This is a genomic window from Novosphingobium sp. CECT 9465 (assembly GCF_920987055.1).
Classification (GTDB): domain Bacteria; phylum Pseudomonadota; class Alphaproteobacteria; order Sphingomonadales; family Sphingomonadaceae; genus Novosphingobium.
This window is the reverse complement of record NZ_CAKLBX010000001.1, coordinates 3,245,394-3,257,391: the sequence shown is the minus strand read 5'-3', so window position 1 is coordinate 3,257,391 and position 11,998 is coordinate 3,245,394. Positions and strand designations below refer to the sequence as shown.

Annotated in this window: 10 protein-coding genes and 2 pseudogenes; 4 read left to right on the top strand and 8 right to left on the bottom strand. The window is 59.8% G+C overall.

Annotated features, from left to right (window positions below):
- Positions 1–6: 6 nt before the first annotated feature.
- Together LUA85_RS15850 and LUA85_RS15845 are read right to left on the bottom strand one after the other, a co-directional pair.
- On the bottom strand, positions 7–567 hold the full coding sequence (locus LUA85_RS15850) for a group 1 truncated hemoglobin (RefSeq protein WP_371823696.1): 561 nt from the start codon (positions 565–567) through the stop codon (positions 7–9).
- 9 nt (positions 568–576) lie between these two features.
- Complete coding sequence (locus LUA85_RS15845) at positions 577–1,467, bottom strand: DUF3034 family protein (protein WP_231471211.1); 891 nt, start codon at positions 1,465–1,467, stop codon at positions 577–579.
- A gap of 189 nt (positions 1,468–1,656) precedes the next feature.
- Between LUA85_RS15845 and LUA85_RS15840 the strand changes: the two genes are divergently transcribed.
- From LUA85_RS15840 to LUA85_RS15825, 4 genes are all read left to right on the top strand, one after another.
- The gene (locus tag LUA85_RS15840) at positions 1,657–2,307 is read left to right on the top strand and encodes a methylamine utilization protein (RefSeq protein WP_231471210.1); all 651 of its coding nucleotides are present in this window, start codon (positions 1,657–1,659) and stop codon (positions 2,305–2,307) included.
- Positions 2,229–4,640 (top strand): bifunctional diguanylate cyclase/phosphodiesterase, encoded by a 2,412-nt coding sequence (locus LUA85_RS15835; RefSeq protein ID WP_231471209.1) that lies wholly within the window; start codon positions 2,229–2,231, stop codon positions 4,638–4,640. The genes LUA85_RS15840 and LUA85_RS15835 overlap by 79 nt, the downstream gene beginning before the upstream one ends.
- Positions 4,641–4,751: 111 nt before the next feature.
- The gene (locus tag LUA85_RS15830) at positions 4,752–4,940 is read left to right on the top strand and encodes a hypothetical protein (protein ID WP_231471208.1); all 189 of its coding nucleotides are present in this window, start codon (positions 4,752–4,754) and stop codon (positions 4,938–4,940) included.
- A gap of 317 nt (positions 4,941–5,257) precedes the next feature.
- Positions 5,258–5,878, top strand: a complete 621-nt coding sequence (locus LUA85_RS15825) for a sugar transferase (protein ID WP_231471207.1) — start codon at positions 5,258–5,260, stop codon at positions 5,876–5,878.
- A gap of 35 nt (positions 5,879–5,913) precedes the next feature.
- Here the strand turns inward: LUA85_RS15825 and LUA85_RS15820 are convergent.
- The 6 genes and pseudogenes from LUA85_RS15820 to LUA85_RS15795 all read right to left on the bottom strand — a co-directional run.
- Positions 5,914–6,462: pseudogene (locus LUA85_RS15820) on the bottom strand (transposase); the annotation flags it as partial.
- A 67-nt stretch (positions 6,463–6,529) separates the two neighbouring features.
- The gene (gene ltrA / locus LUA85_RS15815) at positions 6,530–8,059 is read right to left on the bottom strand and encodes a group II intron reverse transcriptase/maturase (RefSeq protein WP_008828485.1); all 1,530 of its coding nucleotides are present in this window, start codon (positions 8,057–8,059) and stop codon (positions 6,530–6,532) included.
- Between the two features lie 637 nt (positions 8,060–8,696).
- Positions 8,697–9,517 (bottom strand): annotated as a pseudogene (locus LUA85_RS15810) (helix-turn-helix domain-containing protein); the annotation flags it as partial.
- A 52-nt stretch (positions 9,518–9,569) separates the two neighbouring features.
- Entirely contained in the window at positions 9,570–9,896 is a 327-nt protein-coding gene (locus LUA85_RS15805) for a hypothetical protein (RefSeq protein WP_231471206.1), read from the bottom strand.
- A complete protein-coding gene (locus LUA85_RS15800) occupies positions 9,893–10,876 on the bottom strand; it encodes a glycosyltransferase family 2 protein (RefSeq protein WP_231471205.1) in 984 nt (327 codons plus the stop codon). The genes LUA85_RS15805 and LUA85_RS15800 overlap by 4 nt, the downstream gene beginning before the upstream one ends.
- Positions 10,873–11,997, bottom strand: a complete 1,125-nt coding sequence (locus LUA85_RS15795; protein WP_231471204.1) for a glycosyltransferase — start codon at positions 11,995–11,997, stop codon at positions 10,873–10,875. The genes LUA85_RS15800 and LUA85_RS15795 overlap by 4 nt, the downstream gene beginning before the upstream one ends.
- Between the last annotated feature and the right edge of the window lies 1 nt (position 11,998).

Genomic DNA, 11,998 nt, shown 5'->3' with positions numbered 1-11,998 from the left:
GGTTCCTCACCGCTCGCGAACGTCTTGATCCATCGGTGCCAGCTTCGCCAGAAGGCGATTCTGCGCGGCAAAAGCTATGCCCTGTTCGCGCATGGCCCGCTGGAGGTTCTCGACCAGCGCGTTCATGTCGGCGCGGGTCGTGCCCAGGCCCTTGTGCGAAGCCTTCATGTCGCGTCCGGTATAATCGCACCCGGCGTTGACGATGTAGCAGACCTGTTCGAACAGGGTGCGGCGCAGACGCACCATGTCGTGATTTTCGAAGATCGCCTTGATGCGGGGATCGGTGGTGTTCAATTCGACAAACCGGCTGACCATCGCCCTGATGCCGTCCTGCCCGCCAAATGCGCGCGCCATCGCCTCGCCCTTGAACGGAGCGGCTCCGGCATTGGCATTGGATTGCGCGTAGGGATCGACCGGGAGTTCGCCGGTAACCGGATCGGGCACACGCTTTTCAACGCCGAATTCCTTGTCCCAGTCGACGGATTCCTCTGCCGCCGGCGGTGCGGCTTGCGGTTCAGCCGCAACGGGCTGGCCCATCGCCAGCGCAAGAGCCAGAAAAATGGTCATCGCAACACCTCAGAAAGCCAACTGGAGTGAAACATAGGCACCGCGCTGTTCATCGAACGTGGCGATGGAGCCGACATCGGCATAGGCGGCGGTCAGTGTGGCGTTGCGCGTGAACGCCCAGGCTACGAAAAGGTCGTGTGCGTCATCCTCGCGCGCGATGGCCAGGTTGTCGGGTCTGGTGCGGTATTCGCCGCCCACCACCACGCGCGGAGACAGCATGTAGGCGAACGATCCTTCGAACTGGACCGATCGGTCCGCACCGTTGGCCCCACCAAATCCCAGCAGCCCGAACTGGTTCGCATTGGTCAGGCGGGCCGTGGCGTTCACCAGTACGCTCTTCGACAGGAACAGCTTCGTTGCACTCGCGGTGAAATCCGTGCCAGCGGCTGCGCGCGCGCCGACCGCCTTGACGATCGTGGAATCAAGGCTGCGCTTGTGTTGCACACCAAGGCTGATCTGCGGCAGGATGGGGCTACCATAGACGACATCGCCCGCCAGCCGCACCTTTGCGCCGAACACGTCCTGATTGAAGCGGAATCCTTCGCCCAGCCCCAGCGCGGCGCCAACCTTGCGCGTATCAAAGCTCTGGCGCGCATAGGATAGTTCGAGGCGGTCCTTGATGCCGATCGATGCACCGTGGCTTTGCCAGCCATAGTCAGGCAGTTCGATCGCGGTAACGTGGGCGGAAATCCCGATCGCGCGATTCGTGCCCATACCGGCGATGGTGGCCCATGTCGAAAGCCCGCCGCCACTTGTTCCTTCCACCGTACTGACACCGTTGGTCAGGATCAGCTTGCCGCCATCCAGCAGCGCATTTGCCGCCAAGGGCGGTGTGGGTTGGTCGGCTTGGGCGGGGGTGGAGGCAATCAGGGCTGCGGCAATGCATGTTATTGAAATCATGGGTTTGAATTGAAAACAGGTATGCGTTGAGTCCTGTCGGAATTGCAAATATCGCCTCACGAAACGCCCTCGTTATACTTCGGAAACGGAACCAACTCCCTTCATGTTAACCATGATCTGTTAGGGAAAGGTTAAGGGTGTAGTGGTGTTTTTGACGGAATTTTAAAGGGTTAGCCCTAGCCACAAGGCATGATCCTCACCGCGAATCTCGCTGCTCGTTTCAGAATCCTTGCCTTGCGCATCGCATTCCTGCTTGCTGCGCCGCTGCTGCTGTCGGCGGCTCCACCATCTGTTCTGCCGGTTCAGGTCGTGGATCAGTCAGGAATGCCGCTGGGCGATGCCGTTATTGAACTCGCGCGTCCTGCGGGTGACGCGCGGCCTGTCAGCTTCAAGTGGCGCAACGCGATGGGGCAGCGCAACCTCGCATTCGTGCCAGGCACACTGATCGTTGCGCGCGGGGCAACCGTCGCTTTTCCCAATCTCGATACCGTTCGCCATTCGATCTACAGCTTTTCCAAGCCGGCCCAGTTCAAGATTGAACTCTACGGCCGCGATCAGACCCGCACACACCGCTTTGACAACACCGGCACGGTGGTACTGGGCTGCAATATCCACGATCAGATGCGTGGCTATATCCGTATCGTTTCATCGCCTTATGCGGCGCGCTCCGATGGTAACGGGCTGGCCGATATCGATGGTCCTGCGCCCGGTGCCTATGATGTGACAGTCTGGCACCCCCGATTGAAGGGGGCGGGCAACGAATGGCGCGGGCGTATCGTTGCCACGGCGGGCAAACGCCTGCGCATCGTGGTGCCGGCCAGGGCGGCATCGATCCGATGATCGGCCATCTGCGCAGGCGATTGCGCCATATCGCAAGCAAGACCCGCTCGCTCGGTGCGCGGGTGGCTCTGGTCTATATCGGCTTGCTGGTGATGGTGATGGTGATGGCCGTAACCATCACGGTTGCCAGTTCCGGCATAAGCGTGTTCGCCCACCGCGCAGCTGAACGGGATCTTGCATCCAATGCGCGCGTGTTCGAACGGATCATCGCCAGTCGCCAGCAGCAGATGGCCGATGCGGGGGCGGTCGTCGCGCGGGATTTCGGCTTTCGGGAAGCCTTTGCCACGGGCGACCGGGCAACGGTGGCCAGTGCGCTTGCAAGCCTTCGCGAACGGACCGGCGCGCGTGAGGCTACGGTCGTGCTTCTGGACGGCGATGTCATTCATTCGGCCGGCATGCGCCAGGTCAACGGCGATGCGATCCTCTCGGCTCTTGATTCAGGCGAAGATCGCGGCGTGGCGATGCTTGATGGCGAACTGGCGCTGGCGTCTGCCGTTCCGATCGAATTGCCCGACCTTGCCGGATGGCTTGTCCTGTTCAACACGCTCGGCCCGGCTGATCTTGCCGAACTGGCGCGGCTCTCGGCAGTCGAGGTGCGTGGCACGGTGCTTGATCGTGCCGGCATGACGCCTGCCATGGCTGCGCTGCCGCTGGCAAAGATCGATATGGTCGAAGGCGCGTCGGGCAGCGAACTGGTGCACGTTTCGGCGCTGAAAAGTCTTGAGGCCGGTCTGGAGCCGCGTCTCATGCTCAGCCATTCCCTGACCACGGCATTGCAGGGATTCCGCCAGTTGCAACTGGTGCTGGCGCTGATCGCGCTCGCGGGTGCCATTGCCGGGGCCTGGGTCAGCATTCGCATGGCCCACGGCATTGCCCGGCCATTGCGACTTCTGGCTGCGGCTGCCCGCAAGTATGGTGGTGGCGCGGTTGCCAAAGTCGAGGTGGAAGGCAGCACGGAAGTACGCTCGCTGGCGCGCAGCTTCAATTCCATGGTCGATGCCGTCGAAGAACGCGAACGCCGGATAACCCACGCCTCCCTCCACGATAGCCTCACCGGTCTGCCCAATCGGCGATTTTTCCTGGAAAAGCTGGATCGCGCGATCGTGCGCCAGTGTTCTGAAAACCGGACGCTGGTGGCCTTTGTCGATGTGGATGACTTCAAGGCGATAAATGACACCATGGGCCATCCGACAGGGGATGCACTGCTGCGCAATGTTGCCCAGGCGTTGCAGGATCGCTTTCCCGAAGCCATGGTCGCACGCTTCGGCGGCGATGAATTTGGCTTGCTGATTACCGGATTGGACAATTCGGCCGATTGCGCCACCATTGCCCGTTCGATCGACGCGGTTCTAAATCGCGAAGTGACGGTCGATGGCCGTCCGTTCGTGCTTTCCGCCAGCTTCGGCATCGCCATCGGCCCCCAGGATGCCGATGATGCCGATGCCTTGCTCAAATGCGCCGACCTCGCACTCTATCGTGCAAAGAGCGATGGCAAAGGCACCTTCCATTTCTTCGAACCGGAACTCGATGAAGAAGCAAGCCGCCGTCGCCGCATGGAAATAGACTTGCGACGCGCCATTCGCGAAGGCGAATTCGAACTCTATTTCCAGCCGCTCTACAGCCTTTCCGAAGAACGGGTGAAGGGTTTCGAAGCACTGATGCGCTGGCCCCATCCCGAACACGGCATGATCAGCCCGACAGACTTCATCCCCATTGCCGAAGAATCGGGAATGATCATCCAGTTGGGCGAATGGGCCATTCGCGAGGCCTGCTCTCTTGCCGCTTCATGGCCTGGCGACCTGTCGGTTGCCGTCAATATATCGCCTCGCCAGCTGATGGCCGACGGGTTGACGTCGTGTGTGGTACAGGCACTGGCGTCATCCGGCCTTCCCGCATCGCGACTTGAACTCGAAATCACGGAAAGCGTGTTTATCGGGAATGTCGAACGCACCCTGAAATTGCTGCATTCGATCCAGTCGCTCGGCGTTCGCGTGGCGCTGGATGACTTCGGTACAGGTTATTCCTCGCTCAGCTATTTGCGGTCGTTCCCGTTCGACAAGTTGAAGATCGACCAGAGTTTCGTTCGTGCCTTGGCCGAAGGTGGCAGCGCACATGCGATTGTTCGCGCGATCACGACACTTGCCGACGCGCTGGGCATCGAAACATTGGCCGAAGGCGTTGAAGATGTCGCCGATCTTGAAGCTTTGCGTCGCGAAGGGTGCGACATGATTCAAGGCTATCTTATCAGCCGTCCTGTCTGCAGCGGCGATGTCGCCGCCCTGCTGCATTCGCTCACCAGCTCCAGCGCCCACCGCGTCCGCGCCGCCGGCTGAACAGGCCGGTTACTTTCGTGTATTTGATCGACCGGCCCGAATTCTTCGCGTTACGATAGAGCGATTCAATATTCTGGCCCTCGCAACGTACGGCACCTGCAAGGTCGTTGCATGGCAGCATCGGGAATTCGCAATGGCACTGGTGCGATTGTCCGAGTCGTTGGCTTGGACGGGTCCGAAAGCCGACATTCCGGCTGGTTCTGGCTCCAATCCGAAGCGGATTTCATGGGTGGAAGTTGGAATGCCTCCAATATGGACAATTTTGATTTATTTTTGATGCTGCAACTGCACATTGGTTGAGGTTTATGTAATTTTGCCGTTGCGCAACGCGGCGACTTTTGTTTGCAATGGAATTTTTACGAGCATTTACAGTGCCATGGCTGATGGCTTGGGGGTGAGGCTAACTAAAGTTTAGTTAACTAACAAGTTAATTGGGTAATCGCCAATTGTTCCAATAAGGATCATGATCTTTCGAGTTCCCAAAAAACACCATTAAATTCAAATCGATTTGGACCATTCCATGCGCTCATCGTAACAGAGCAGTTGTTGTTCCTGCCTTATCGCGCTATCTGATTATGCTGCATCGCAGTAGATTCGTTGTGCACTTGCAAAGGTGAGTGCAGACCAAGGCGAAGGAGACACGAGCAATGGCTAGTATTGCAGTCTCGATGGCAGGTCAGGGCGCCGACCGGCGGGTCGCCCCGCGTGATTATGTGCTGCGTTCTTGCGATATTGTTATTTCGCTCCTTGCGTTGATGTGTTTCCTTCCGTTGATGCTGGTTATCGCCCTGGCCATCCGGGTTTCCGGCGGCCCCGGCCCGATATTTTTCGCGCATCGCCGCATCGGTCATGGAGGGCGGTATTTCCACTGCCTCAAGTTCAGGTCGATGGTCAGCAATGCCGATGAAACGCTGCGGCAGCTGCTCGCCACTTGCCCGGAATCACGCCTCGCCTGGGAACGTGACCAGAAGTTGCGCAACGATCCCAGGATCACACAGGTCGGACATTTCCTGCGAAAGACCAGCCTGGACGAATTGCCTCAGTTCTGGAATGTGCTTGTCGGTGATATGAGCCTTGTCGGCCCTCGGCCGATCATTGACTCAGAACGCCGTCGTTACGGGCGGTATTTCGCGTCCTACACTTTGGTGAAGCCCGGCATAACAGGTCTTTGGCAGATCAGCGGACGCAATGATGTGAGCTGTCCGTCGTCAGAACATTCGGCACAACTCGCGGCGTAAATTAGCGGAGTGCGGACCTCGTCTGGGGGTTGATGTTAGGCGGCGAGCTTGCGGTGTTGCAAGCGCCGATGTTCGATGGTCTGTCGCTTGATCCTTTCGCGCTGTTTGATGATGGCTGGAGCCCTGCCGAAGTAGGCATCGGCGGGCGTCACGTTGTTCAGGCTCTCGTGGTAACGCTGGTGGTTGTAGTACTCGACGAAGGCCTCGATTTGGGCTTCGAGGTCGCCGGGCAAAAAGTAGTTTTCCAGCAGGATGCGGTTTTTCAGGGTTTGGTGCCAGCGCTCGATCTTGCCCTGGGTTTGCGGGTGCATCGGGGCACCGCGCACGTGGCTCATCTTCCGGGCCTCAATGTATTCAGCCAATTCGCCGGCGATGTAGCTGGGGCCATTATCCGACAACAGCCTGGGCTTGTGCAGCACCGTGGCGCTGTCGCAGCCCGATGCGCCAAGGGCCAGGTCGAGCGTGTCGGTCACATCCTCGGCGCGCATGTTGGTGCACAGTTTCCAGGCGATAATGTAGCGCGAGAAGTCGTCGAGCACGGTCGACAGGTACATCCAGCCCCACCCGATGATCTTGAGTGGAGTAGGAAGCGCATAAGCGCTTCCCCTCCCCGAACCGTACGTGCACCTTTCAGCGCATACGGCTCTCTATTCAACCTTGGTCCAAGGCCATGGCGACATCACGATAGCGGGAGGTGACGGTGTTTCGGAGCTCGTCCCGATAGATGTAGGGATTTCGCTCCGGATTCCGCCACCGGAACTGCATCTTCTGGCTTGTGACCAGTCGTCGCAGCGCCTTGCCGACGGCATTGCCCTGATTGCTTCGACCGTAGACCAGCCACGTCTTCGATTGGCCGGTTTCCGGCATGCGGTACCATTTACGCATCAAAGGCTTGATACGGGACCGGTACTTCTGCGCCAACCAGTGCGCCATTTTCCAGAACACGACGGTGTCGATGCGCCGGAATGTGCGCGCCGTGAAGTCGGTGAACCTGTAGAACGCAGCCCATCCCGCCAGCTGGCGGTTCAGACCGTCGATCATGTCCACCGCGGCAACCTCATGATTGCCGGAGAGAGCCTCGACCAATCGGCGAGCGAAGGTCTTGGCCTTCTCCTTGGGTATCGTTGAGACCACGGACATGCGTCCGCTCGATCCCCGCCTGCGGATAATCCGGTGCCCGAGGAACACGAACCCGTCGTCGACGTGGGTGATATGGCTCTTGTCCATATTCAACGTCAGCTTCAGGTCGTCTTCCAGAAAGGCCCGGCATTCCTCGCGGATGGCCTCGGCATGTGCCTTGGTGCCCTTGACGATGACAACGAAGTCATCGGCGTAACGGCAGTAGGCGACAGCAGGTTTCCATTGCCGGTTCTCGCGAACCGTGATGGGGCGCCCCTGCTGGATGCCGAAGTTCCATGCCCAGCGATCCTTTCGCGCCTTGTCGCTCAGGTATTTCGCCTCCAGCCACGCATCAAACTCATGGAGCATGATGTTGGACAGGAGCGGCGACAGCACGCCGCCTTGCGGTACACCTTCGCTTGAGGCGACGAACAGGCCACGGTCGACGTGGCCCGCCTTCAGGAATCGCCAGAGCAGATCAACAAACCGATCATCCCGGATTCGCCGCCGAACGCAGCGAAGCAGAAGCCGGTGGTGGACCGTATCGAAGTAGCTCGCCAGATCACCTTCGATGATCCAGCGGCCCCGCGCTCCGGCACCACTATCCTGCAACTGTATCTTCACGGTCCGGACAGCGTGATGCACGCTGCGTTCCGGCCTGAAGCCGTAGGAGAGGCGATGGAAGTCGCTTTCCCAGATCGGCTCCATGGCCATCAGCATCGCGCGCTGGACGATGCGGTCTTTCAGGGTCGGGATACCAAGTGGTCGTTTCTTGCCATTGGCTTTCGGGATATAGATTCGCCTGACCGGCTGCGGGTGATAACTCCCCGTCAGCAAGTCCGTTCGCAGACTGGCCAGCTGTTCTGCCAGTACGGCCTGCATCCGTCGCTTGTCCATTCCGTCGATGCCCGGCGTATTGGCGCCACTCGACGCCAGCACGATCCGAGCCGCCTCGGCAAGCCACGCCCGATCGGCAATGAGCCGGAGAAGGCGATCGAACTTGCGGTTCTGGTCGCTCTCGGCCCACGTCGCGAGCTTGTGCTGCATTTCGCTGATTATCAAAGGTCTTCACCTCGTTTGGTCAGGTAGTTTGCACTTCAAGCTGATTGAACTGTCCCCCTTCGCCATGTGACAGGCTTTCCCTGTCGCGGACTACTACGGGGACTCCGCCAGCACGGTGGACATCGGGGCCAACTCCCTTGGCATTCCATCATGCCTTCCCTCGTTCATATGCTGGACTTTCGCGCGCTGGGGAGGCTGCCGGTCGCAGTCCTTGTCCTTGCGTCCCGCAAGTCGATGCCGATGCCATGGCCTGGCTGCATTCTCTCCATGGCTCCATGCGGACGGGCTACATTTCCGGCCACATTCGGATGTCGCCGACATACGTCTCCGGCGCCATCATCAGCATTCCGCCTGTTAAGCCGTGTAGGCGAAGGCGACATTTCAGCCCTCGGATGCGGATTAACCGGTTCGTGTTCCTCAACCTTCCAGCGCTACAGCCTCGGGGACCATCTCGGCGTAACGGCTTCGCCTCAATCCCCTTTACCTGCGGGCTACGTCACCCTGCCAGTTGACGGCAGGTCACCGCCGCTTGGGCTCATGCCCCCTCACAGCAGAGGGCAAGGCATTCGTTCAGTTCCTCCTTTCTCCTTTGCATTCCAGTCATATGCACCCCGGACCATCCGGGACGAGGCGCACAGTAGGTAAAATCAGTCTGCCACATCTCGTTTACCCGCGTGGTCTTGGTGTGGAACTGATCGGCGGCCTTGATCACGACATAGGCCGGGCTGGTGATCAGATCGTGGGCCTTCAACAGACGGTAAACCGTGGCTTCCGACACGAAGTAGCGCCTCTCATCGGTAAAACGCACCGCCAGTTCCCGGGGGCTTAGCTCGGACTGCCCCAGCGCCAGCTCGATGATCTGATCATGGATGTCAGGCGGGATCCGGTTCCACACCCGGCTCGGTGTCGATGGCCGATCCTCCAGCGCCTCCGGGCCGCCTTCGAGGAACCGGTCGTACCAGCGGTAGAAGGTCCGACGGGCAATGCCGAGCTCGTCCAACGTGTGCTTGGCTGGTAGGTGCGATTGCTCGACGATCCGGATGATCTCGAGCTTCTCCGATGCTGGATACCTCATTCGTCGTCGCCCCCATCCGCGATCATACTTTTTTTGAGCAGACGGTTTTCGAGCGTCAGGTCGGCAACGCATTCCTTCAGGGCACGGGCTTCGCGGCGCAGGTCCTGCACCTCGCCGGTGGTTGCGGCACGGGCAGTGTCGCCAGCCAGGCGACGCTTGCCCGCTTCCATGAACTCCTTCGACCAGGTGTAATACAGGCTTTGGGCGATGCCTTCCTTGCGGCACAGCTCGGCAATGCTGTCCTCGCCGCGCAGGCCATCCAGCACGATCCTGATCTTGTCTTCGGCCGAGAAGTGCCGACGGGTCTGCCGCCGGATGTCCTTCACCACCCGCTCGGCAGGGGCCTTCATCGGCGATTTTTTTAAGGAGTGTTGGGGCTTCATCTTCGTTCCTTCGTCACTACGACGAAGCCCCAACACTCCTTAAATCACAACCTCAAATCTGTGCCATTGGTGCTGACGGGGAACAGCCCAGGAATGCCGGGTCCATGTAGACCTGACGTTCGCCGTTGTTCCAAAGGTTGCGCTTTGCGATTCCCGGCTTTTCAGTCTTGGGATCGTAGAATGCGAACAGCCATTTGCCGTCATCGACACGGCTGCCTTCGAATTCATCGGCAAAGACAGGTTCGAAAACATGGCCTGCCGGCGGCCCGGACACCGCCTTGTCAGGCTGCGCCGGAAGGACACCGGAAAGGGCCAATGCGCCAGCGACAGCGGCTATGGCAGCGGTCAGCAGCAGTTGCAGCTTGCGTCTCCTCTTCATGACAGCGGCCTGATTGCAGCCAATGGGCGTTTGCCCATCGCAATCTGCCGGATGAAGCCCAGCCCCCAGGCCATATGCATGATCATGGCGGCAAATCCGCACATTGCGGCGCAAAGAGAGCGCGACCGCCAACCGATCAACGCGCCCGCAGTCATCGTCAATACAGCCCAGACCATAAGTGGCAAAGCCAGCAACGGCAGTACGGGCGCCAGAAGCGCCAGAAAGAGTGCAGCCGGAACGGCCAGCGGGATCATCTGCCGCAATTTGGGTCGCATGCGATGCAATTGCAGGGTTTGTGCCCGACCCTTGCCGTAATTGCGGTATTGACGCCACAGCGCCAGCGGCGTGGCGCGCGGAAAGTAGGTTATGGTACAATCCGGTTCGAGCCAGATCCTGCCATGCATGCGCAGGCGATGGTCCAGTTCTGCGTCCTCGTTGTGCGACATGCCCAGGTTGTATCCGCCGACCGAACGAAACGCCCCGATCTGCATCAGTGCATGGTGGCCATGATCGACATAGGCGCCCGCGCCTTTCGAGCGGTGCGGCGAACCGCCCGTGCCAATGACCGAATTCTGGGCGGCAGCCGCAGCCTTCTGGAAACAGGACAGCCCGATCGTGTCCATGGGCACCACGACCGAAATGGCGTTGCGCTGCGTACCGGCCTTGATCAGCCGCGCCACGTAATTTGCAGGATATGCGCAATGGGCATCGATCCGGGCAAGCCATTCATGCCCATCGCCGTGCATGGCTACGGCACGATTGATCCCCGCGCTCTGGATGCGATCCGGGTTGTCCATGAGGATGATGCCGTGATCTGCGGCGCCGAGTTCTTCGACGATGGCGCGGCTGCCATCGGTGCTGCCACCGTCTGCGACCACGATGCGCGCGGATGGATTGTCCGCGCGAAGCTGCTGCAAAAGCCCGCGCAAGTGCGCAGCTTCATTCAGGCAGGGGATGACGATCAGCGCAGAACTGCTCATGCCGTCACCTCCGGTACGGACAGCCCATCCAGCGCTGCCATCAGGGCATCGCAATCGGCCTTCGTGGCGACGAGGTCGGTAACCGGAACGGCGGCAACTTGCGCCTGCAACTGTTCAACCTGTTGCGAGTCCAATGTCAGAAGCACTTCACGCAGCGATGCTTTTGCATCGGGCACGACAAGACCGGCATTGCGCGCGACAAGCCAGCGCCCGACCTCAACCGAATCGAGCGCGATCGGGACCACGCCATGGGCCATCGCTTCGTAGATGCGGTTGGGCAGCAGCCAGCTGGAATTGAGACCCTCTTCGAAGAAATCGATCGCCCAGGCAAAGTGGCAGGATGCGTATAGTTGAGGGAGATCGCCCGGAGCGTAAGGGCCATGAAACGAAAACCCCGGCACGTCGGCGACCATAGCCTCGAAATCGGCGAATTGTGCAGGCGATGGACGTCCCGCGATGTTGACCTTGATTCGTCCTGAACTACCGCGCACCAGTTCGGCCAGCAGGTCGAAAGTCTTTCGACAGCGCAGCATTCCGAACCATCCGATTGTCCACGGCGGCTGGGAAGGTAGAGGGGCCTGTTCAGAAACCGGTTCAGGCCCACTGCCGAGCATGAGCAGCTTGTTTTCGACCAGATAAACGGGGGGAAGATGGTGGACGTTCGGTCGGAAATATTCCCGCTCGAACGCGGGTGACGATGTCAGAATCAGATCGGTGTCACGCAGCAGTCGGGATTGTACCGCCTGCAAGGCCCTCGCCGGAAACGACGATTCGATCAGCAAGCGGTGAATGTCGAGGCATTCATAGACCAGGCGAGCCTTGGGTGCTGCGGCATGGGCGCGGCAGGCCAGCGCAAAGGCTTCAAGATTTCTGCCGATGATGATGTCTGCTTCGCGGGCCGCCTCAAGCAGCTTGCCGGGGTGCATAAGGCCGCCGATCACCGCGCCCAGCCGTTGCACCATGCGGGCATCTTCGGTTCTGCCCAGATCGATGACGGGGGCGCTGCCGAGCTGCTTCATAGGCAAATCGCGTCGGCGAAAACCCAGAACAGTGGTATGTGCACCTGCGGCGTTGAACATTCGGACCCGCCGTTCAACAGCCGCATCGTAAACATCGTGCACG

Coding starts and splice junctions, on each gene's coding strand:
- LUA85_RS15850 (WP_371823696.1), bottom strand. CDS start 567: ATGACCATTTTTCTGGCTCTTGCGCTGGCGATGGGCCAGCCCGTTGCG.
- LUA85_RS15845 (WP_231471211.1), bottom strand. CDS start 1,467: ATGATTTCAATAACATGCATTGCCGCAGCCCTGATTGCCTCCACCCCC.
- LUA85_RS15840 (WP_231471210.1), top strand. CDS start 1,657: ATGATCCTCACCGCGAATCTCGCTGCTCGTTTCAGAATCCTTGCCTTG.
- LUA85_RS15835 (WP_231471209.1), top strand. CDS start 2,229: ATGGCGCGGGCGTATCGTTGCCACGGCGGGCAAACGCCTGCGCATCGT.
- LUA85_RS15830 (WP_231471208.1), top strand. CDS start 4,752: ATGGCAGCATCGGGAATTCGCAATGGCACTGGTGCGATTGTCCGAGTC.
- LUA85_RS15805 (WP_231471206.1), bottom strand. CDS start 9,896: ATGAAGAGGAGACGCAAGCTGCAACTGCTGCTGACCGCTGCCATAGCC.
- LUA85_RS15800 (WP_231471205.1), bottom strand. CDS start 10,876: ATGAGCAGTTCTGCGCTGATCGTCATCCCCTGCCTGAATGAAGCTGCG.